Annotated in this window: 20 protein-coding genes; 6 read left to right on the top strand and 14 right to left on the bottom strand. The window is 49.6% G+C overall.

Features of this window, described 5'->3' with window-relative positions; translation table 11 throughout:
- Positions 1-189: 189 nt before the first annotated feature.
- From BM202_RS00800 to BM202_RS00790, 3 genes are all read right to left on the bottom strand, one after another.
- Positions 190-639 carry an RES family NAD+ phosphorylase gene (locus tag BM202_RS00800; protein WP_093822571.1) on the bottom strand — a complete coding sequence of 150 codons (450 nt, stop codon included), beginning with the start codon at positions 637-639 and terminating at the stop codon, positions 190-192.
- Between the two features lie 3 nt (positions 640-642).
- On the bottom strand, positions 643-1,026 hold the full coding sequence (gene parS, locus BM202_RS00795; RefSeq protein WP_093822570.1) for a type II RES/Xre toxin-antitoxin system antitoxin: 384 nt from the start codon (positions 1,024-1,026) through the stop codon (positions 643-645).
- Between the two features lie 71 nt (positions 1,027-1,097).
- Complete coding sequence (locus BM202_RS00790; protein ID WP_093822569.1) at positions 1,098-2,669, bottom strand: hypothetical protein; 1,572 nt, start codon at positions 2,667-2,669, stop codon at positions 1,098-1,100.
- Positions 2,670-2,873: 204 nt separating this feature from the next.
- On the opposite strand from BM202_RS00790, the gene BM202_RS00785 reads away from it, so the two are divergent.
- Positions 2,874-3,452 (top strand): DUF4142 domain-containing protein, encoded by a 579-nt coding sequence (locus BM202_RS00785; protein ID WP_093822568.1) that lies wholly within the window; start codon positions 2,874-2,876, stop codon positions 3,450-3,452.
- 56 nt (positions 3,453-3,508) lie between these two features.
- A complete protein-coding gene (locus tag BM202_RS38035) occupies positions 3,509-3,853 on the top strand; it encodes a hypothetical protein (RefSeq protein WP_245776470.1) in 345 nt (114 codons plus the stop codon).
- Positions 3,854-3,864: 11 nt separating this feature from the next.
- Here BM202_RS38035 and BM202_RS00775 read toward each other — a convergent pair whose 3' ends face one another.
- On the bottom strand, positions 3,865-4,299 hold the full coding sequence (locus tag BM202_RS00775) for a hypothetical protein (RefSeq protein WP_093822567.1): 435 nt from the start codon (positions 4,297-4,299) through the stop codon (positions 3,865-3,867).
- Between the two features lie 575 nt (positions 4,300-4,874).
- Here BM202_RS00775 and BM202_RS37030 point away from each other — a divergent pair.
- The gene (locus BM202_RS37030; protein ID WP_177236477.1) at positions 4,875-5,030 is read left to right on the top strand and encodes a hypothetical protein; all 156 of its coding nucleotides are present in this window, start codon (positions 4,875-4,877) and stop codon (positions 5,028-5,030) included.
- 66 nt (positions 5,031-5,096) lie between these two features.
- Here BM202_RS37030 and BM202_RS00770 read toward each other — a convergent pair whose 3' ends face one another.
- From BM202_RS00770 to lpxK, 10 genes are all read right to left on the bottom strand, one after another.
- Positions 5,097-5,450 carry a hypothetical protein gene (locus BM202_RS00770; protein ID WP_093822566.1) on the bottom strand — a complete coding sequence of 118 codons (354 nt, stop codon included), beginning with the start codon at positions 5,448-5,450 and terminating at the stop codon, positions 5,097-5,099.
- A 116-nt stretch (positions 5,451-5,566) separates the two neighbouring features.
- On the bottom strand, positions 5,567-6,574 hold the full coding sequence (locus BM202_RS00765; protein WP_093823550.1) for a glycosyltransferase family 2 protein: 1,008 nt from the start codon (positions 6,572-6,574) through the stop codon (positions 5,567-5,569).
- A gap of 85 nt (positions 6,575-6,659) precedes the next feature.
- Positions 6,660-7,949 carry a glutamate-1-semialdehyde 2,1-aminomutase gene (gene hemL / locus BM202_RS00760; protein ID WP_093822565.1) on the bottom strand — a complete coding sequence of 430 codons (1,290 nt, stop codon included), beginning with the start codon at positions 7,947-7,949 and terminating at the stop codon, positions 6,660-6,662.
- 81 nt (positions 7,950-8,030) lie between these two features.
- Positions 8,031-9,806, bottom strand: a complete 1,776-nt coding sequence (bamD, locus tag BM202_RS00755) for an outer membrane protein assembly factor BamD (protein ID WP_093822564.1) — start codon at positions 9,804-9,806, stop codon at positions 8,031-8,033.
- A gap of 121 nt (positions 9,807-9,927) precedes the next feature.
- On the bottom strand, positions 9,928-11,781 hold the full coding sequence (gene yidC, locus BM202_RS00750; protein ID WP_093822563.1) for a membrane protein insertase YidC: 1,854 nt from the start codon (positions 11,779-11,781) through the stop codon (positions 9,928-9,930).
- Positions 11,782-11,892: 111 nt separating this feature from the next.
- Positions 11,893-13,623, bottom strand: a complete 1,731-nt coding sequence (locus BM202_RS00745) for a CTP synthase (RefSeq protein ID WP_093822562.1) — start codon at positions 13,621-13,623, stop codon at positions 11,893-11,895.
- Between the two features lie 400 nt (positions 13,624-14,023).
- Complete coding sequence (locus tag BM202_RS00740) at positions 14,024-14,680, bottom strand: gluconate 2-dehydrogenase subunit 3 family protein (RefSeq protein WP_093822561.1); 657 nt, start codon at positions 14,678-14,680, stop codon at positions 14,024-14,026.
- Positions 14,681-14,685: 5 nt separating this feature from the next.
- Positions 14,686-16,431: a GMC oxidoreductase gene (locus tag BM202_RS00735; protein WP_093822560.1), complete on the bottom strand. Its 1,746-nt coding sequence runs from the start codon at positions 16,429-16,431 to the stop codon at positions 14,686-14,688.
- A gap of 137 nt (positions 16,432-16,568) precedes the next feature.
- Positions 16,569-18,578 carry a putative porin gene (locus BM202_RS00730; protein WP_093823548.1) on the bottom strand — a complete coding sequence of 670 codons (2,010 nt, stop codon included), beginning with the start codon at positions 18,576-18,578 and terminating at the stop codon, positions 16,569-16,571.
- 51 nt (positions 18,579-18,629) lie between these two features.
- Complete coding sequence (gene lpxK, locus BM202_RS00725) at positions 18,630-19,694, bottom strand: tetraacyldisaccharide 4'-kinase (RefSeq protein ID WP_093822559.1); 1,065 nt, start codon at positions 19,692-19,694, stop codon at positions 18,630-18,632.
- A gap of 84 nt (positions 19,695-19,778) precedes the next feature.
- On the opposite strand from lpxK, the gene BM202_RS00720 reads away from it, so the two are divergent.
- Genes BM202_RS00720 through BM202_RS00710 form a run of 3 tightly spaced genes read left to right on the top strand, consistent with a single transcriptional unit; the run spans position 19,779 to position 22,809 of the window.
- Complete coding sequence (locus tag BM202_RS00720; protein ID WP_093822558.1) at positions 19,779-20,891, top strand: o-succinylbenzoate synthase; 1,113 nt, start codon at positions 19,779-19,781, stop codon at positions 20,889-20,891.
- 15 nt (positions 20,892-20,906) lie between these two features.
- Positions 20,907-22,421 carry a helix-turn-helix domain-containing protein gene (locus BM202_RS00715; protein WP_093822557.1) on the top strand — a complete coding sequence of 505 codons (1,515 nt, stop codon included), beginning with the start codon at positions 20,907-20,909 and terminating at the stop codon, positions 22,419-22,421.
- Positions 22,422-22,434: 13 nt separating this feature from the next.
- A complete protein-coding gene (locus BM202_RS00710) occupies positions 22,435-22,809 on the top strand; it encodes a hypothetical protein (protein ID WP_093822556.1) in 375 nt (124 codons plus the stop codon).
- Positions 22,810-22,896: the final 87 nt, after the last annotated feature.

Here is a 22,896-nt window from a genome sequence, read left to right as displayed (position 1 = left end):
AATAATCCCGTAAATACGCCTTATAATGGCCTAAAAAAGGCACAAGAATAGCCGGTCTATGTAGCCCGTGAGCCGCTCATCGGACCGTTTTATCATCTAAATGAAATACAATTCTATTTCAACTAAAACGTATCAAATCAAGTACGGTAGATTTTTACGTTACTGGTCGATCGACTAAGGGAAATTCCCCTAGGATTTAATCCGTGGATCGAATATGAAGGGCTCCACACCGACTAATTTGATATGGGGAAATTCAGGGTGAGCTGGATTCAGGAGGTAATTACACTCATTGGCAATGATGGCCGATGGTACGCGCATAACGGCCGACTGGCCTTTCCGAAGCCACTCCCCTCCTATCTGCTGACAGGCATCGTATTGGCTAAAGTCATACCAGTCAGGTGGTAATCGGTCAGGGTCAATAATCTCGACGGACAGAGTATCGGGAATATCAATACTCATCACCCGAAAATTATCCAGCAGGCCCTCCCCACTGCGGTGCACCACGTTTTCGAGGCAGGCAAGCGCCCGCGTAGCTGCCGTGTAAATAACAAACTGACCCCGACCATTCCAGCGGGCCGCCCCACCAGATGCCACCAGCCGATCGGCGTATATCGCCTTTGTAATTCGATAGACAAGCATTCGTCAGGCCAGGTCGCCGTATTCAATGCGGATGACTTCGTCCATAACCAGGTCAATCCCACCCGACGTATGCAACAGATCGAATGGAATCTGATTCCCTAACCCATACGCTGGCTTGTCCATCCACCGCCGGAAGGCACTACCCGTACCGAAAACGGATTCACCCGTTTGAAACAGCGCCATGATTTTAAGTATCTTCTCGCTATCCTGCGGATTAAGCTTTTTTTGCTCACGTTCGTAACGTTGGAACGTCTTGAGCGACGTATCGAAAACCTCCGCCAGTTGTTCACGTTTATAGCCCGTCAGGTCAGCAATCTCGAAGAAATGAGTCGCCGGAACACCTTTGAGTGCCAGGAAAACAAGGGCTGTGCGATCTGGAGTAACCATACAATAAAGGTAGGAATTTTGTCTGAATAACTCAGAAATTTGTCCAATAGTTCGTCTTGCTTCTGTTCAGGTCACCTACGAAAGGCCCTGGCTAAACGACCTGACATGTCAGGTCGTTTAGCCAGTTTGCTTACACCAAACAAATAGTAATCTTCGGCCGTAATGGACCCTTCAAATTTTTTGACGCATGTAAATACATACACTCCGTCACGAGTGCGCAGGGTGTCTTTCTCCCCCACATACGGATTATGACCCGACTCGGGTAGCGAATGATAAGACATGATTAACAGGGATGGCGTGTGCAATTGGCTGAAACCTATATGTCTTGCATACGTAACGGAATCAGCCTGCCTGTTCAACGTATCGTTCCAATTGCTTTTACTAAAAAGAACATGAGAACCATATTCCTGAATATCCAGGTAGTAAATTGGTTTCTGCAAATACCACCTCACCGCCGTCAAATAATCCTGAAACACACCTGACACAACGACATTTTCAGGATAATTTTTCTGAATGTAGGCCGCTACGTTTTTTGCCATTGAAAAGGGATATCGTATATCTCTGTATAGGGCATTGACACCAGCCATCACCTGGATAATAAGAACCAGGATACCAAAATATCCAATCGTTACGTTCCCCGTCTGATCGCCCGGCCGCTTATCGGCCTGAATCCAGTAGGCAGCCAGTAGAACAATCATATAATGCCCAAAATGCCGTAAATTTCCCCGGGGTTTTACGTAGGTAAAAACAAAAATAAACAGGATCGACGCACATAAAATAACCAGGGCGACTCGGTCTTTGGGCATCGAGAAAACCGCCATTATGAGCAGAATAAGCCCTAGTATTAGTTTAACCGTCATATCAAACGGAAAATAGGACTGATTCCAGAAGTGATAAATAGAAAAATCGGTTAGGGGCAAAAAGCCATGCGCTATACCAGCCAGCGCAAAGAGCGCTGTTTCTCCCTTAAATTCATTTGTCCACTCATTCAGAAACCCCGAATCGGCTGGTGGCATCGCGCGCGAGGTAAAAAATATACCTGTTAGAATAAAAAACGCGGCAATAAGGTGCTTGCCTGTCAACGGCCACAGAGATTTGGCCTGGTATTCTTCTACCAGTAAGCCGAGTGACAGGCCTAACCCGACCAGAAAAGCAAAAATATTGGTTTGAAACAACACCAATAGCAGGCCACTAACTAGCAGGAAATTCTTATGCAGGTTTTTCCATACTACGCAAATCAAACAGATCAGCAAAATGCCTATTTGATAGTTACGACTAATGGCTACGTATTCGTAAATAAAATAATAACTGAATAAAATAAGTATTTTTTCAAACAGAGTAAACGGACTACGAAAAACAAGGAGATAGGCAGTCGCCACGGCTAAACAGCCATGAAGTACCTGTATGGCCACGGGATTGGTCCATAGTTTGGCAACCGGCCAGACCAAAATAAACCAGAGCATAGGATGCCCTTCATAGCGGGCATTATGTACTAAATCAGGCAATGTAGCCGCACTGGACACCAATCCCCAGGCTTGCAGTTCATCCCGCCACATCTCATGCTGCCAGAGCACGTAACCCGCGATAATACAGTATACAATAAAAATAGCCCAATTGGCTTTCTGGTTAGAGGCAGACGACATGAACAGTGGTGTTTCTGGTATAGAGGCTATCTGCAATATCTACGAAATCACCTCAAAATCAAGCCTTTATACGCCACCGGTCTAAAATCATCAATTAGTCTAATTAATAAACTGTATAGTCCAGTGAGTTTGCCCCCTGACAAGGTATTCGAAACCTAACTCGTTGTTAATGGTTGTATAGGTAATTCACCAATCAATCACGTTATGAAAAAGATAAGTTTGATGCTGTTACTAGCCGCTAGTACGTTGAGTTTCCAGGCTTGCAGCGACAAAAAGAAAGAGAGCACGGATAGCGTTGAAAACGCAGAGAATGCCAATGACGCCAAAGAAGATGCCGGGACCGGTCAGCCAGAAGACACCAATGAGTTTGCGGTGAAGGCCGCCAATGGTGGAATGCTGGAGGTAGAACTGGGTCGGTTAGCGCAGGAAAAAGCCCAGAGTAAAGATGTGAAGGACTTCGGGGCCATGATGGTAAAAGATCATTCGAAAGCCAATGATGAGTTTAAAGCCATAGCTACCCTCAAAAACATTACGTTACCCTCTACGCTGGGCGAAGATGAACAGGAGCACGTGAATGAACTGGCTAAATTGTCAGGGAAAGAATTTGACAAGAAGTATGTCAGCATGATGGTTGACGACCATAAAGAAGACATCGACCTGTTCAAGAAAGCAAGCGAAGACGAAAAGAACGATGCAAGTATCAAGGAATTTGCCGCAAAAACACTGCCAACGCTGCAAAAACACCTGGATGCGATAACAGCAATCGACAAGAAAATCAATTAAGAACCGAATAGCAAAATCCCCGAATGAGTCATTCGGGGATTTGACTAGTATATCTTATGAAAACGATCCTGGTAGCAACCGGTCTTTTGTTAACAATAGGCTTTGCACAAAAAAGTTGGGCGCAGTCGACCACAGGTGGACGTAGTGGCGGCTCAACAGCTTCGACCGGTACAGGTTACCTGACTCCAGGAAAACGCCCGGCCACAAGCAATGCCGCCAGCATGACCATTGCTGACGAAGGTGCTTCACGGGCTTATATGTATGTGCCCCCCACAAACACGACTAATCGCGCTACCTCACCAGATGGTTCGGCTCCTGCCTCCAGGAAACAAGCCGCTCTTAAAGCAAAAGAGGGTTCGGCGGGCAAATCGTCAGAGAAGCGGAATCCGCACCAGCCCTAAGTAAGCAACGCTTATTTGTAAATCTCATCATCAACGATCTGCATAAGCTGTTGATTCAGGCCTTTGATCGATTTAGCCGTTTTCTCGACAAACAAGCCATAGTATTCTTCCAGTGGCGCTTTTTGGCGAATCAGCGACTCTTTAATTTCTAAAAAAGCCCGCGGATTCAGGTACTCGATATGCAGCCAATCCTCCTTTTTTAATAGGGTAAACAAGTCTTTGATCGTTAGGTCTCCATTGGGTTTGGAGGCCGGAACAATCGCTTTGGTATTGACAATACGGTACAAAAGATCACGGGTATTAATCGTGAGTTTCAATCCTTTCACCTGTCTATCTACCAGACAATTAATGAAGTCGTTTCTTCGGGTGGTTTCCTTTTCAACAGTATCAGCTATGGTCAGCAGGTCATCAAACGACAGTAAACGTATGCGCTGCGATAAAGTCATATAGTAGGTGAGTTATTACGGCCTGTTTCCTATTTTTGAGTTACAATAATACTAAACTAAAAGAAGGTATTCATGACGTACTCGCATTCAAGAAGAAACAGGAAGAACGCATTTGGCATTATAAAATAAAACGGACACTATCTTATATCTACCCAACTAATCGACTCACATACAGACAGTTAACAACACACCACATCAGATTATACTCTTTCATATAAAATACACTATGTACATCAGACAAGCCAATTTATACCCTCGATCGTCTAGTTGGTACGATTGTTAAAATATAATTATCCTTTTATAGTCTATGCATAAAATCGGGTTATCAAAATAAACAAATACAGTAGTAGTCAATTTAAACCGATCAAAGTTTCGTTCCTACCTGGAATCAGTTACTGACTTACCAATAACTCCCTGCAACAAGCGTCTGGCTCACTACGTTTAGGGACTTTTTTTTAGATATCAGCCACTATCATTTACTTTTTCCTGTAAAAACGCTATTTTTGCGTTTTAATCGCTCCCACCTCAACGGGTTTGGCGAATTGATTTGAACTGATATATAAAAAGATACAATCATGGGAGTAACGGAATTAAAGCGTAAAGCGCGTCGGAATCGGGCCATTGCTAACAACAAGACCAATGCCATCAAGCAATTGTTGCGTAAGCCAACGATCAAAAATGTGGATATAGAAGCCATCAAGGCATCATTCGCCGAGAAGAAAGCAGCCTAATCAGGCGACTAATAAGTACTAGGCTTTTTCATAGCGGTACTTACGTATTCAGCCAATTATAGCGTATCAAGCCTCGCCCTTAGTCGGCGAGGTTTTTCGTTTTTGGCGAAATCGACTCCATTCACGATCCCGCTTTTTAAGTTCACGACGCACAAACCGGCGGTAGTCTAACTGAGCCCGATACCGGACTGCCTGACCGAACAGCAACAATCCTCCGTTAATCAGAATAAGGCTGTAGGCACCCCACAAAAACCACTGCCGAAATGGAGCGCCGGCATATTTAGCATCCGCAGCGGCACTAAACACACACAAGCCCACACTAAACAGGAGCAGACCCACGGGAGCGGCTATCAGTCCCTTTGTGCGCGTACTCATCTGTTTAACTAATCGTTGACCGGGTGGTTTAGCAAGCTTTGCCATAGTGCGCTGTATCGAATGTATGTTTCTGAATTGTAAACGACGAACAAGCCGAATTTACTATTATATTCGATACAATGGCAGGAATTAGTGGCAATTGACGTAGTGATCGGATACGTTCATGACGGATACTCCAGGCTGGCGCCCGTTTCACGAAAGCCTTTCGGTTCCCTCAACTTCTTCCAACCTTCGCTTAAAAAGCCCACTCCATATCCCGTCAGTTGCACGAACGTGGCGACTACGCTCAAAAAACCAACGTTCAGGTTTTTCTCCTTGCGCGTAGCATCCATGAAAATAAGTAGAGTAATCAGTACCAACGCACCGATTGCCAGCCCGAAGAGTACTCGACTAATCAGTGCCCAAACAGGTATTGACACTAAAAACAAGGTAAATAGCGACGGTATCGCATGAACAAGTTTTAACTCAGCGGGATAGTAACGCGAGATGTTGATGCGGGAGCGCCCAAAAAAACGCAACTGGCGAAAAAACTGGCCGAAGTTTGTCCGGCGTTTGTGGTAAATGAACGCCTGCGGAATGAGTCCCGTCGTAAAACCGTTTTCGATGATCCGGATGGCAAACTCGATATCCTCACCCATCCGACTCATTTTATACCCACCTATGGTCTCCCAAACGTTTCGGGACAGCCCCATATTGAAACTACGGGGATGATACGTACCACCCAGGTTTTTCTTGCTCCCTCGAATGCCACCCGTCGTAAAGGGCGACGTCATCGAATAACTGATGGCTTTCTGTACGGCCGTGAAATCAGGATGAGCCGCGTCGGGACCACCGTAGGCATCCAGCCAATCGTTGGTAAGACGTTCGTTGACAACGGAAAAGTAGTGCTCGGGGATCAGCGCGTCGGAATCGAAAATAACAAAATAGTCGCCCGAGGCCCGTTCGAAGCCATAGTTGCGGGTGAATCCCTGCCCGGAATTTTCTTTAAAGAAGTAGCGAATGGTGAGCTGGTTTGCAAACTCCGCCACAACTGTATCCGCCTTGTCCTGGGAACCATCTTCAATCACCAATACCTCGAAATTCCGGTACGTCTGCCTGGTCAGACTAGACAGTAGCTCACGAAGTTCATCGGGACGATTAAAGACAGGGATGATAATGGAGTAGCGCATCTTTTGAATGATGAATGATGAATGATGAATGATGAATAACTGCCTTTCGACAAAATCATTTATCATTCATCATTCATCATTCACCTTAATTATTCATCATTACCTGCAGGCTTTCTTCATTCGCTCGAATTACCTGATCAATCAACGCATCCGTTAAAGCAACTGACATAAAAAGACTCTCGAACTGCGACGGCGCCAGATACACCCCCCGATCCAGCATGGCATGAAAATACCGGCCAAATGCGGGCAGATCACAGGTCTTGGCGTCGGTGAAGTTCGATATAGACCGCTCAGACATGAACAGGGTGAACATCGACCCGATATGATTGATGGTATAGTTCAGCCCGGCCTTCAGCAAACCAGCCCGAAAACCAACGGTCAGTTTCTCTCCAATTTCTTCCAGGCGGGTGTAGACGTCCGGATGATCATTCAGATGATGCAGCATGGCCAACCCCGCCGACATGGCAATTGGATTTCCCGAAAGCGTACCAGCCTGATAGACAGGGCCAGCGGGCGATACCATGTTCATAATATCAGCCCGGCCGCCATAGGCGCCAACGGGCATACCCCCGCCAATAATTTTACCCATCGTGGTCAGGTCGGGTGTAATACCGAACCGTTCCTGAGCCCCCCCTTTCGCCAGTCGGAAACCGGTCATCACCTCGTCGAAAATCAGGACGACGCCATGTCTATCGCAGAGGTCGCGGATGCCCTCTAGAAATCCCGGTTCAGGCAGTACGCAACCCATATTACCCACAACGGGTTCCAGAATGATGGCGGCCACCTGGTTGTGGTTGTTATCCAACAACGCTTCAACAGCTGCCAGATCATTAAAGGGCGCGGTAAGGGTATCAGCAGCAGTGGCTTTGGTCACGCCCGGGCTGTCAGGAATCCCCATCGTCATGGCCCCACTCCCGGCCGCAATCAGGAATGAGTCACCGTGGCCGTGGTAACACCCCTCAAACTTGATCATCTTGTCACGGCCCGTAAATCCCCGTGCCACCCGAATAGCGGCCATCGTAGCCTCCGTACCGGAATTGACCATACGCACCTTCTCCACGGAAGGAACCATCGTGGTGATCAATTCAGCCATTTCAACTTCCTTTCGCGTGGGTGCGCCAAACGAAAACGAATGCTGAATGGCATCGCGAACGGCTTTTTCAACGGGTTCAAACGCATGGCCCAGAATCATTGGGCCCCACGAGTTGATCAGTTCAATATACTGGCGTCCATCCTCATCATAGAGGTAAGGCCCTTTAGCTGATTTAATAAAGATGGGTGATCCACCCACCGCCCGAAACGCCCGAACCGGTGAGTTAACCCCACCTGGAATCAGCGTTTTGGCTTTTTCAAACAGTTGCTCGCTCGTTGTCATATGCTGAAAGAGCGAAAGAGCAAAAGAATGAAAGAGCGAAAAACTGTATAAGTCAATTCACTCGTTCACTCTTTTGCTTGTTCACTCATTAATTTTCACAAACCGCCCGTCTTCATACTTCACAATGGGAACGATCTGGTTTTCATTAGTTTGTGTATAATCAAATCCCGACAGTAAATAGTCGTCCGTATCAGAACGCAGATTGGCCCGGTTACGTAATTGGGTACCATTTTTAGCCAGCTGTCGGCCAAAAAAAAGCATCATATCGTAGCCTTCACTGGAAAAAACAGAGGGAATGGTGTTACGCTTCGCTACGTACTCTTCCTCAAACGCAATGACCGGCTCCCGGGATGAATCAATAAAGTCGGGATAAAGCAAATACAACTCCCGACGTGTGAACGTTGAGAGTGGACTTCGATAAAAGTCAAAAGCCGAAGCCGTGGCAATCAGGGGACCACTCACTTTCCGGCGACTTAAGGCATCGAGCAGACGCCCCCCATCCTCGTCATTGCTACTGGCAAAGAAAATATGCCCCAGACTAACGGTTGCCGTCATGTTCGCCGGACGCGCAGTCGTGACTGGTCCGGCGGGCTGCATGGCATTGGCCATCATCTGGGCGTTACCACTTAGTTTCCGAAAGTCAATAACCTGAAAATTCTGCCGCTTCAGTTCATTCTGATACGCGACGGCCATTAGTGAATCCTTGCGGGACGTACCAAAATAAATGGCGGCCCGGCGCCCCATGTTGAGGTTAATGGCTTGTTCCGCTACTTTTAGCGCCTGTTGATTCACGGACGGTTGCGCCAGAAACGACATCGGCTGGTTGGCAATCAACTCACTGCTTGTTGCCGTAGGATTCAGCAGCAGAATATTTTTCTGATTGGCATAGGCCGCTGCAATCCGGTTGGGTTCGACGTAGAGCGGCCCAATAATCATATCTGTCTGGGCAAACGTCGGACTATTCACCAATTCCAGCGTCTTATTCGCATCGTTGTCAAGGTCATAGGCAAACAGGTTCACCGTAATCCCTTCTTCCTGCAACTGCGCTTTCGCCATTTTGATGCCGTCGTACAGATCGTATACGTATTGATTGGAGCGCCCCCGTTTCTCAGCATCGAACTCATCCAGCCGAAACGGGAACATCACCGCTACGTTATAATACCCTTTCGGGCGCGCATTACGACTCGGCTGCATCACTGCCGATGCCGGCCGGTTAGCCGAAGAAGCCGTCGTACTGCTGGTAGACGTAGCGACCACGCCCGGTACCCCAAACCGATTCGTGAGCCGATCGGATAGCTCCAGATCATCCTTATCACTGGCCGTCCGCTGAATCAGGTCGATCAACGTCAGCCCAACAATTCGATCATTCGGAAAATCCCTGTTCAACTGCTTCAAGCGGTTCAGGTCTGTAAGGCGCGGTATGAAATTCTGTTCGAGTTTCGTTACGTCCGGCCGCAGCGTCTGGTCACTTATTTGCTGAATGGCGGTCAGTGCATCTTCGTACTGCGTCAGTTCCATGCTCACAGCCGCGAACAGATAATGGGCATCGTCCAGCTTGCGCCAGTTCGGGAAACGCGTCATTAACTGCTTCAGCATGAGCCGGGACTGACTGTAATTCTTCTGCCGAAACGCGGCCAGCGCGTAGTGATAATGGGCATAAGGAGCTAACGGACTCTCCTGCTGCGTGAAACTATTCAATTCAGATTTGGCTCGCTCATAGTCGCCGGCCTGTATCAGCTGCACGGCGGCCTTATACCGTTTCTGAGCATCGGCAGGTACCTGCGCATCGGCAACAGGCCCATCCAAAAGTCTCCAAAAAGTGATTATTATGGTTAGCCAATAAAGCTTACTAGTCATAAATACTAAGCGTTCATACACAAAAGCAACGCGAGGGCGTTGCTTTTGTTCTAGACAATGGTTTGATGAAGATATGACGTGTGCGTTTCTGCCTCGTAACATGGTTCATGCCACATTGATCTTATTTTTTCTGCCTGGCTCTTTTTGAAGCTTCGTCAGCCTGTTTGCGGGCTTCTTCCGCAGCGGCAAGCTGCTTCTGTAGTAGTGCCTGGAATCCACCGGGTTTCTTGCCCAGACCAGCGGCATTTTTCCGGCGGTTTTCGTCCAGCACCGCTTTGATTTTATCCTCGTCGACAAACCGGCGGATAAGCTGCTGTTGTAAGATCGTCACTACGTTCGAAACAAAGTAATAGAACGTCAAACCGGCTGGATATGAATTCAGCACGAACATGAACATGAGCGGGAAGACGTAGCTCAACGCTTTCATGTTAACCGGACCCGGCTGTGTTGGGGTTGTCTGGTTGTTGTAGTACGCGTAGGCGATGGACGAAGCCGTCATCAGCACCGTAAACAAACTTAGGTGACTGCCAATAAACGGAATGGCCGGGAACGTCAGGAACGCATCGTAGGTCGAAAGGTCATTGGCCCACAGGAATGATTTCTGCCGCAACTCAATCAGGTTCGGGAAGAGCATGAACAGGGAGAACAGGATCGGCATGGTAGCCAGTACCGGTACACAACCGCTCAACGGACTAACGCCCACTTCCTGATACAACTTCATTTGCTCGGCCTGCTGCTTGGCCATGTCATCGCCAACACGTTCCTTCATTTCGTTCAGCTCCGGCTGCAGCACCCGCATCTTCGCCATACTGACGTACGACTTGTAGGTTAACGGGGTGATGATCAGCTTCACGAAGACGACCAGCGCAATAATCAGCAGGCCATAATTCGAGATAAACTTCTCCAGGAAGTTAAATACCGGCACAAAGAAGTACTTGTTAATTGGCTTCAGGACCGAATACCCCAGGTAAACGTTCTGATCGAATTCGGGGGCTACGCTGCCCAGCAATTGAAAATCGTTCGGGCCGTAGTAAAACTTGTAATTCCCTTTGCCCGCTTTCACGTCAGCCATCGGCAGAAAAACGTCAGCCAGGGCGGTTTTCACCACGCTACTGTCAGCGGGATCAGCCAATGCCTTGAAGCTAGCTTTTTGTAAGGGGGCATTTTTAGCCACAAACGCCGACAGGAAATATTTGTGCTTGATGGCAAACCACTGGACGGGTTCTTCCAGGGTAGCTTCTTCGCTGGCTTCACTCTCCTTCAGTTTATCGAAATTATCATCCGCCGTCAGGTAGTCGATCGTAGCAGCCCGGCGATTATTGGCCAGGTCATTCTCGTACTGCCGCATCTTGTCCTCCCAGAAGAACCGAATATTGCCATCCGCTACGGCATTGCCCAGACCATTCAGTTTTAGGTCATAATCCAGTACGTAGCCTTCGGCCGGTACCGTATACACCTGTTCGACCGACTGACCCGGTGCAATCTCGGCCCGGAACGTTACTGTCTGTGGCTGGCCGTTTACGGTACTATTCTGAGCAGTTGTCTGGTAATAGAGTTTATGCAGATCGACCTTTCCCCGATTCGTTGGCAATTCGAGGAGCGTTTTGCTGCTTTGCTCATCAATCAGCATCAGCGGTTTCTGATCGAAGGTTTTGTAGTTTTTTAACACAACCTCTTTCACGCGTCCCCCCAACGTACTGAAGGTCACTTTAATCTCTTTATTCTCAACCACAATGTCGCGGGCTTCACCAGTAGCCACCCTGGCAAAATCACCAAATTGTGCCTGCGCAGCGGCTGAATCGAGTGGTTGCTCTGCTTTACTGATGGCAGCGGCCGCACCAGATGCCGTCGTCGGTTTGGTAGTCTGTGTTTTTTGGGCCGGTTCCTTTTCGGGCGCGGGTTTCGGTACCAGAAGCTGATAGCCGACCAGCATCGCCAGAATCAGGACAATGCCAATAATTTGATTACGATCCATTTAGTTTTAAGAAGTCAGTCGACAGTCTTCAGTCCATAGCAGCCAGCAGGCTCACGACTATCGACTGAAGACTGTCGACTTTTTTTTGCAAAATTACGGCAATCTGGCCGCTTAATCAACCACATCAGCAGTTTCTACACGGGCCACCGTGGATTCGGCGGTAGAAATGTCGGATGTAGCGAGTGCTGAGCTTGATTCAGAAGTATTTCGTTTCTGCTGACTATAGGTGAGAGCAGCCCGCACAAAGTGCACGAAAAGCGGATGCGGGTTCATAACGGTGCTTTTTAGCTCTGGGTGAAACTGGACACCCACGAACCAGGGGTGATCTTTCAGTTCAACAATCTCGACCAGGCCTGTATCGGGATTGATACCAGTCGGACGAAACCCGGCTTTTTCAAACGCATCCAGGTAATTATTATTGAACTCGTACCGATGGCGATGGCGTTCACTGATCTGGGCTTTGCCGTAAATCTGGTGGGCCATTGAGTCCCGCTTGAGTTTACAGGCATAAGCGCCCAACCGCATCGTCCCCCCCTTGTCGGTAACGTTCTTCTGTTCCTCCATCATGCTGATGACGGGGTTAGGCGTATGAGGCTCCATCTCGGTCGAATGCGCATCCTCAATTCCCATTACGTTACGGGCGTACTCGATCACGGCCATCTGCATACCCAGACAGATACCCAGGAACGGAATACCGTGCTCGCGAACGTAGCGAACGGCATTAATCTTCCCTTCGATACCCCGTTCGCCGAATCCGGGTGCCACGAGCACCCCGTCCAGTTGCGCCAGTACGTCGGCACAGTGGTGTTCGTCGATCAGCGTTTCGGACTGAATCCATTCTAGTTGCACTTTGCATTCGTTCGTAGCTCCCGCGTGGATAAACGATTCGGCAATGGATTTATAGGCGTCGTGTAATTCGACGTATTTACCCACCAGCCCGATTCTGACGGTGTCCCCCGGATTCTTGAGCCGACCCAGAAACGCCTTCCAGGAATCGAGGTCGGCATCTTTGTCATTGTACAGGTCCAGCATGTACAACGCCCGCTGATCGAGCCGCTCTTTCTGCATCAGCAACGGTACGTCGTAGATTGTCTCGGCATCGATGGCTTCAATAACCGAACTCACCTGCACGTTACAAAATTGCGCGATTTTTCGGCGGATGTCCTGCGGAAGCGGGTGTTCGGTACGGCAGGCGATGATGTCGGGCTGAACCCCGTTTTCGAGCAACATCCGAACGGAGTGCTGGGTTGGCTTGGTTTTCAACTCACCCGCCGAACGGAGGTACGGCACCAGTGTCAGGTGAATGACGAGCGTATCTTTTTCCCCCAATTCAAACTTCAACTGGCGGACCGCTTCCACAAAGGGTAACGACTCAATGTCACCCACGCAGCCACCAATTTCGGTGATGACGATATCGTATTCACCCGTTTCGCCCAGCAGCCGGATGTTTCGCTTGATTTCATCGGTGATGTGCGGTACAACCTGCACCGTTTTACCCAGGAAATCGCCCCGCCGTTCGCGGGTAATAACGTTGTTGTAGATACGTCCGGTGGTGATGTTGTTGGCCTGCGACGTTGGTCGGTTCAAAAACCGCTCGTAGTGACCCAGATCAAGATCCGTTTCGGCTCCGTCGTTGGTCACATAGCACTCGCCGTGTTCGTAAGGATTAAGGGTGCCGGGGTCGATATTGATATACGGATCGAATTTCTGAATCGTTACCGTAAGCCCCCGTGATTGAAGCAATTTTGCCAGCGAAGAAGCGATAATGCCCTTGCCCAGTGATGAAGTTACCCCGCCCGTAACAAAAATATACTTTGCGGATTTTGGTCCCGTAGCCGCCATGATTGAAACCTGTTTAGGTCGTTACGGGATGTAAAGGTACAGGAAAAAAGGCGGATTGGTCGAATGAAAAACGCAAAAAGTTAACGGCCTTCAGTTAAACAGTTGGCAGTCAACGATCTGTTTACAAATATTCATTTTGTGACCTAATTATCAGAAAGTCCAAAATTACTATTAACCAAAAACGCTGACTGTCTACCTAAGTCGGTGGCTATTGGTGAGGCAGGTTGCCGCTTCGAGGAAGTAAGTAATCGGCTTACGCCTGGAATGAATTAATCATTGTTTATGGCGCCTTGACGTTGTTTCCACTCGTTATTTCCTGATTTCACAAGTCCTTATGAAATAAAAAGCGGTCCCACTCAGTGAGTAGGGCCGCTTTTTTAATGATACACTTGACGTTCGATTACTTTTTATAATCTTCCGGCCAATCCTTCTTTATCTCACGTTCTTCGTAGGCAAGTCCGTATTGCTTCAATACGTCCTCCGGAACGCCGTCCCATTGGTTAGGCGTATTACCCACATAGCCAATATCCTTAATGCCCATCTGGCTTGTAAAAAAGCCAGAGGCTGTCATATTGCGCATAAAGCTGAAAAAAGATGCTCCCTGCGTCATATCGGGTTTAGCCTGCGATGGATAGGCAATCTGCTCCACCATATCGATCTGCTGTGCTTTGGTGCAGAGGGCAAATTTCTTTCCGTAGCGTTTAACACACGTATTGTCGAGCCAGCGAATCCCCCCCCGCATGGGTGTCTGGTTCCTGGGCTGGTCTTTCATCATAAATTCGATGAAAGCCGGTACACCCGCCTGCGAGGCACTCCCGGATTTTTCATCGGCCGGAATGATGATGTCACACAGTATGGTTACGGTCTGCAGCTCGTGCGCGGTAAAGAACTTTTCGGCGTTCAGTTTGGCATCGCGCTCTGCTTCAAACTTCTGCCGACCACCCGGTACTTTTAACGGCTTAACATCCGGTGGGGCGGGCACGGCGGCTTCGACAGGATTGACAGCCAGACCGAAACCAGTAAGAGAAATGGCTTTTAAGGAATCTCTGCGTTTCATTTCGGTTAAATATTTTTCTGTTTGACCTGATCAATTAAGTATTCGCTCGTCCGCATGGAGGCCGCCAGAATCGTCCACGTTACGTTCTTGTCGCCCTGCGAAACAAAGGGAGCCGCATCCACAACAAACAGGTTTTTCACGTCGTGTGCCTGCTGCCATTTATTTAGCGCCGATTTGTTCGGGTCGTTGCCCATACGAACCGTGCCAACTTCGTGGATGATTTTTCCGGGCGCTTCCAGGCCGTAATTGTTCTCAGGACCAGGCTTATTACCCAGTGGCGTGCCACCCATCGAGGTAATGATCTGCTCGAAGGTATCCTGCATGTGCTTGGCCTGCTTGATTTCATAGTCCGACCATTTGTAATGAAACCGTAAGGTCGGAATCCCGTATTTATCGACGGAGTTCGGGTCAATTTCGCAGTAGTTGCTTTCGAGGGGGACGGGTTCGCCCCGGCCAGCCATGCCCACATAAGCACCGTAGAATCGACGATAGTCGTCTTTTAAACTCGCGCCATAGCCGCCACCGGGTTTCATTTTACCATCGCGGCCGGGGAACCGACCGTTCATGTTCTCGATGCCACCACCAAAGCCGTAGCCGGGCATACCCATGCCACCACCGTATTCAATGTGGTACCCACGCGGAAAATCTAACTTCTTGTTGTCGAGCCACCAGGGCGTAAATACGTGCATACCGCCCACGCCATCTTCATTGTAGCGTTTGCGATCCATCAACGCAGGAACGAAACCGGAGCGGCTGGCACCCGTTGAGTCGTTCAGGTATTTACCGACCACCCCACTACTGTTAGCCAGTCCCTGCGGAAAGCGGGATGATTTAGAGTTGAGCAGAAGCCGGGCCGACTCACACGTACTGGCGCTCAGGATAACAGACTTTGCCCGCACAGTCACCTCTTCCAGGGTCCGGGTATCTACGTAGCTAACACCTGTAGCCAGACCCGTTTGCGGATCGGTTAAGACTTCACGGGCCATAGCGCCGTTGATAAGCGTTACGTTCCCGGTTTTAACCGCCGGAATACACAGCACCGACGAGGATGAAAAGTCAGCATAAGCCTGGCAGGCGCGTCCGCACTGGCTGCAGTAGAAACACGAACCACGCTCGTTGTTGATGGGCTTGGTCAGGATACTTAACCGCGATGGGATAACAGGAATGCCAATACTCTGCGCGCCTTTCCGCAGCATCAGTTCATGCAGACGGGGTTTGGGTGGCGGCAGAAAGTAACCGTTTGGTTCATTTGGGAAATTCTCAATCGAACCAAAAACGCCGATCATTTTATCGACCCGGTCGTAGAAGGGTTTAAAATCCTCATACGTAATTGGCCAGTCATCGCCCACGCCGGTGAGGGATTTACGGCGGAAATCGTCGGGACCGAACCGCATGGAGATACGCCCCCAGTGGTTAGTACGTCCACCCAGCATCCGGGAACGAAACCAGTGGAACTCAGTACCCGGTTTGGCCGAATACGGTTCACCTTCAATTTCCCAGCCACCCCAGGCGGCATCAAAATCACCAAAAGCCCGTGTGGTACTTGCCCCCCGCCGGGGCGACTCCCACGGCCATTTCAGTTGTGTAATGTACTTCGGATCGGCTGGGTCAAAGTAGCCGCCCGCTTCCAGCAGCACGACTTTCGCCCCGGCTTTTGCCAGCGTGTAAGCCGCCATACCTCCCCCGGCCCCCGAGCCGATAATGGCGACGTCGTACTGGACTGGAGCTTTTTGAATCTGAAATGGGTCCATGTAGAAATTAAAAATTTATTGGTTCTAGTCAAAAAACAAGCTAACAATACTTAGTCAAAGCCAACGAGACACGCAATTGTCTTTTAAATAATTTAATAAGTAGCATTTCGTTTTTCCTTACCTGTTGTCCAGATAAATTAATCAAATAAATACCAGTCGACACCAAAGGCAAAGCCCCGTCGCATTTGCAAATAGTCGGGTGCCACAAAATAACCCGGCGAAAAGATGCCCTGATTGGCGTGGGTCAGTTTCACAAACAAGCGGGTTCGGTTGATACGTAGATTTGCGTAGAGATCAGCCAGCACAGCCCCTTCGACAGCCTGCCGGTTCTGAAGATAAAACTGCTGATTGAGTGGCATATACGCATCGGCATAATAGGACGACTTATAATGTAAATCAATCCCGGCCTGTATATACAGGACTTTGGCGTAGAGGAATTCATACTGCAGGCGTGTATTGACAAACAAAGGCGGTGTCCGCAAAATATCCGTCCGCGACTGAACCGTGTAGTAGGCCTGCCCGGAGAGCAAAAATTTACCAAATTGCAGGTGATACCCCAGCCCGGCTCTGAGCACGCTGAACGAACCAGCGGCCTGGCGGGCCACAGCGGCCGTATCGAAATAGGTGTAGTTACTGAGCAGGTAATAATCCAGCCCCGGTTCGATACGTAGCTGTTTATACCGAAGGTTCAGTTTCCCGTAGGCGTGGTTATAACCGCGTAAGTTGAAGTCATTGCGCCAGATATAAATCATGCTTTGATAGCGCTCCTGTAACAATGTTGGGTTCACTAGTTCCGATGAGTACCCAGCGGTCAGGAACTTACTTTCCAGCTGACCCTGTAGCCGGTAGCCCCCTGCAACCTGATATTCAAGTTCGGCGGTGATCCGGGACAGGCTGTCGGGAAAATAATAGCCTACCCACCCACCCAGGAACGTTTCTGTACGAGGAATTTCATACTGGTTATAGGTCGTACGAGAAGTGTTATAGAGTGTGGTCTGCTTATAGTTCCGGACGCGCAGGTAGGCCCGGTAGTTAAATGATGCGCCTTTATATTGTGCAATGCCTTTTAATCCAAATTGATTTTCCAACAACCGAAAGCGCGTATGCTGCTCAATGCGGGACGTATCGCCCAGAATGGACGGGTAAAAACGCAGGGGAGAATCGCTGCCCAGCGGGGTAATCGACTGATTTAGCCGTAAGGTATCGTCCTGGTAAAAATTCTTCTGGGTCTGGTAATCGAATCGGTGGTAAACCTGAAACCCTTTGTCGAGCACGTATTGATGGTAGGCATGGAGGTCGTTTCGAATTTCCCAGCCGTGCGGGCCGTGTAATGACGTACTGCCGCTCCGCAAGCGGGAATCACCGGTGTAGTTGTAGATGATGATGGACCCGTCTGTGCTCTGCCCCGGCAACACGCCCCCCTGCTCATCAAGGCTGTGATTCATGTTTTTAAAGTGCGCCAGCAGGGTATACTTGTCGTTTTTCGAGCGGTAGTTCGTGTGTAGCAACAGTCCCCAGTTCTGGGCCAGCAATTTATACGTATCATTGGTGCCGCTGGTACCAAACTGTTTCTGCGACGTAAACCGCTGTACATTAAAGCCAACGTTCAGGCGGGGATTGATATTCTGGGCCATATCGAAGCGCAGAATATTCTGATTGTTGCCACCCAGGGCAATGTACATATCCGTGAATGGCGATTTCGTATCGAAGTACTTCACGTCCATCGTCTGGTAAGCGTAGGGCGAAAACACGTAATAACCAGACTGAGCCCCTAACTGCTGCGGCTCCTGCACAAACACGGGGCGCATAGGCGTTCCAAGGTCCCCTAAATCCTGGTATAGATTCTGATACCGCTGTACGTAGGTATACCGGTGCACATCGTCCATGGTGGTATCCATGGTGTAGAGTTTCCGGCGGTTATTGAAAATATCGCCCTCCAGCACGTAGCGCGTTGACTTCGGACCATAAATTACCTTCGTCGAGTCGTCGATGATCCCCTGTCCCCGGTTACCCGTCGTTGAGGTCGGCATGGCCTGCCGCCCCCCGAAACTATTGGGATTCTGGGTAGGTGAGCCCGGAAATTGTTGCGCCCGGCCAACAAGCGCTAGACCCAGTATAAAAAGTAAGGCAAGAAAACTCCGATTCATCAGCTCAAAAGTACACCAAAACGGCGGATGGCCGAAATCCGGCGTCATCAGTTAACGATTTTTAAGGGTATGTTCGTCTAGAAAGGCCATAAATTGGGCTTCATGCCCTGGTAAAAATTGCATGGCCACCGGCAGGTAATACAACGGGAGTTTCTCCCGTTCAGTGGGCGTTAGCAGGGCATCCAGTTTTACCCAGTCTTTCTCGGTTGTCAGGATCGCCGTGTCAGCCGGTAACGTGGCCAGCAGCTCATCAAGATTCGCTCGAGTGTATGTATAGTGGTCCGCAAACCGGTAATGATGATGGAGGTGAAATGCTTGCCGAACGTAGTGCTCCAGCGGATCGGCATTGGCCAGCCCCGACACGAGGATAACGCTGGTCAGGCTGGAGTTGACCCGATGATCAGCGAACGAAACGGGCGAACTGTAGTGCAGGCCGGCAAAGAAAATGGGCGTTTCTGGGCGGGCATATGGCCGGATGCGGGACGCGATACGTGCCTGCTCCGTGGCCCACAGATTCGGGGGACATTTGGTCACCACAATCCCATCGGCCCGTCGAGCCCCCTTCCGTCGTTCCCGCAATCGACCGGCCGGAAAGGGGTAGTCGTCGTAAAACGGCCGGTTGTAATCCATCAGGAGAATAGTCAGGTGCGGCTGCACGGCCCGATGCTGAAATGCGTCATCGAGCAGAATCTGTTGGGTGTCAGGATGCCGTTGAAGTAAGGCTTCAATAGCCTCGACCCGGCGTTCCCCCACGCATACGCGAACCAGGGAACTAAACTTACGGTAGAGCTGGAGCGGTTCGTCGCCAATGGTCGCGGCCGTATCCGAATTGGTTGCAATGCGAAATCCCGTCGTGCGCCGACCGTATCCCCGGCTGAGTGTGGCGGTTTCTTTGCCCTTGTCTGAACCCGTCAACTGGTACCATTTAATCAAAAATTCGACCATTGGCGTTTTTCCTGTACCGCCCACTGTTAAATTACCGATACCCACAGTATAGACGGAGGGACGTATCGCTTTTAATAACTGATTGTTAAATAGCCAATTACGAAAATCGGTTACTAGTCCATATAGTCCACTGAGTGGCAAGAGCAGCCATTGGCTAAACAAATGCTTCATTAATAATTTCGTAATATTGCCCGCTTGAGCAGTCAAAAGTAGTACTTTTAGGACTGGGAATACCCGTCCTCACCGCCCGGTACAATGAGTTTAAAAGTCGACTACCTAACATACACGTTGCATTTTCGCTTCGAAGCGGGTACGTCGCGCGGCACCCTTACGGAAAAAATGTCCTATATTCTTCGGGTCTTCGATGACGACGATCCGGCGGTTGTTGGGTATGGTGAGTGCGGGCCACTTAAAGGATTAAGTTATGATGACCGGCCTGATTTTGAGGATACCCTGCAACAGTATTGCCAGGAATTCAATGAGTTAGATCTTCAGCTGTTCAGCTGGAACGTTCCCATCGTGCTTAATCAACTCATCAGCCCCCGATTTCCGAGTATTTTGTTCGGTTTTGAAACGGCCATGCTCGACTTTCTGGGGGGTGGGCAACGTATCATTAAAGCATCGGACTTCACGGCGGGGAATCGGGCCTTACCCATCAACGGCCTGATCTGGATGGGCAGTCCGGCATTCATGCGGCAGCAGATTGACGAAAAACTACAATCGGGGTACACGACCTTAAAGCTTAAAATCGGGGCCCTTGATTTTGATCAGGAATGCGACCTGCTGGCCATGATACGGGACCGGTTTACCGCCGACCAGATTACCTTGCGGGTCGACGCCAACGGTGCGTTCCAGCCCGGCGAAGCCATGGCAAAACTTGACCGACTGGCCACCTACGATCTCCACTCGATCGAGCAACCGATTCGAGCTGGACAAATCGACCTACTGGCCGACCTCTGCCAGCACTCGCCGGTGCCCATTGCGCTCGACGAGGAATTGATTGGCCACATGGAATACGTGAACAAATTCAAACTGCTGAAAAAAATTCAACCTCAGTTCATTATCCTCAAACCAACGCTATTGGGTGGTTTACACCACTGCGATGAATGGATCGAGGTAGCCGGACGACTCAATATTGGCTGGTGGATTACATCGGCCCTGGAATCGAATATTGGCCTGAACGCCGTGGCTCAATACACGGCTCAGTTCAAGCATTTGTTGCCACAGGGACTGGGAACGGGTCAATTATACCATAATAACGTCGATAGTCCGTTATACATTAACCACGGGTGTTTACACTATGATCCGGCCCGGCCCTGGAACTTCGACTCCCTTGCGGTTGATAAATCCGGAGCGGCATCCCACTAATTACCTACCTATCCGTTGAATCTTCCTACTGATCATATCCGCCTGCTGTTTGGTCTGAAACTACGCCAGCTTAGAATCGACAGAGGCCTGTCGGTCAGTGAGTTGGCACAAAAGGCCAGCTTATCGGTTTCGTACGTAACCGAAATTGAAAAGGGGCGTAAGTACCCAAAAGCAGATAAGATTTCGGCCCTAGCCAATGCCATGCAGGTGGACTACGATACGCTCGTATCCCTGAAACTGAGCAAGAAACTGGAGCCCATTTCGGATTTACTGCGGTCGAAATTCCTGACCGAGATTCCACTCGAACTCTTCGGCATCGATCCATCTGATCTGCTTGAATTGCTGGCCGAAGCGCCCGCTAAAGTCAGTGCCATGATCCGGACGTTCATGGACATTGCCCTGAGCTATAACATGAGCGTGGAGCGGCTGTACCTGACCATGTTACGTTCGTATCAGGAAATGCACGACAATTATTTCCCGGATATTGAAGCCGATGCCGACCGATTTCTGACTGAATTTTCGCCACTAACCGGCTTATCATCGAACCCCATCGTTAGCGAAACGTTACTGGCAAACTTGCTTAAAACACGCTATGACGTACGAATTGAGCAGTTTGATCCACTCGCCAATCCAGAATTGGAGTCCCTTCGATCGGTCTATCGTCCCGCGCATCGAACCCTGCACCTCAACGCCGGACTGTCCGAAGAGCAGCGGGCGTTTATTCTGGCACGGGAAGTAGGGTTCCAGTTCATGAACCTGAAAAATCGACCGTATACGTATTCGTGGGTCGAAGCGGAGTCGTTCGAGCAGATGCTCAATAATTACAAAGCATCGTATTTTGCCGGAGCGATTCTCATTCGCCGGGATACCCTGGTGGCGAAACTGACCGAACTGTTCGCTCAGGAAAGCTGGAGCAACGACGCGTTCCTGCAGCTCATTACCGACTTCGGTGCCACGCCCGAACGGTTCTTTTACCGATTGAGCAACGTACTGCCGAGCCATTTCGGCATCGACCAGTTGTTTTTTTACCGCTTCAACCATACGGCCGGGCAAACGACGTTTCAACTGACCAAAGAGATGCATTTGTCGCGGCAACAGGGTCCGCGCGGTATCGTGGACGAGCATTTTTGTCGGCGGTGGATTGCCTGGACGATCCTGCAGGAGCTTCAATTCCTGCAACAAAACAAGGGGTTCGACCGTACCCTTTGCCGGGCGCAACTGTCAGAATATGCCGATTCTGGTCATCAGTACCTGATTATTTCGGTAGCCCATCCGTTTCAGCCGCAGGTTCAGCAAAACATGAGCGTTTCCATGTGTTTTGCCGTAAACGACGCCCTGAAAAGCAAGATGAAGTTTCTTAATTCAGCGAAGGATATTACCGCCCTCCACGAAATCCCCTTTCGCATCGTGAATCAAACCTGCGAACGATGCGGCATTTTCGACTGCCGTGAGCGCGTAGCGGCCCCTACCGTCTTGCAGAAAAAGCGTCAGTTTGCCGCGGTGAAGAAGGCGATGGAAGCCTTGAAATAAGCCAGACGTTCTCATGAAATCCATACTACGCTATTCACTCCTCGCCGGCATCGCTGCGTTAGCTGTGCTTATGATCATTTTCTATCAGGAATACATGGGCGAAGACACGGACCCTGCCACGGAGAATCAGGCAAATCCAGTTATCTATTCGCGGCTGAACGCCATCGTTACGGATACGGCAAGCCGTAAGGCGCGACCCAATTCAGCGGTCACTTCACTCAAAATAACCTACACGGATATTGATACCAAAGAAGTGGCTAGTTTTCAGATGAATTATCATTCTCAGCCAGCCATTGCCATTGGCGACACGGTGACCAAGGATAAAGGGGAAAAGCTCCTGCTCCTCTATAAAAAGGGGGGGACGATTGTAACGGTACCGATTGAATAAACCAGATGAGCTACCGGTTGGATGGCTAGCTCAGTAAACATAAACCGGGGCCAAAACCGTTTATTGCAATAAACGGTTTTGGCCCCG

This window comes from Spirosoma endophyticum (genome assembly GCF_900112365.1).
Lineage (GTDB): Bacteria > Bacteroidota > Bacteroidia > Cytophagales > Spirosomataceae > Spirosoma > Spirosoma endophyticum.
Note: the sequence above shows the minus strand (reverse complement) of the source record. Positions and strands in the feature narration are given on the sequence as shown.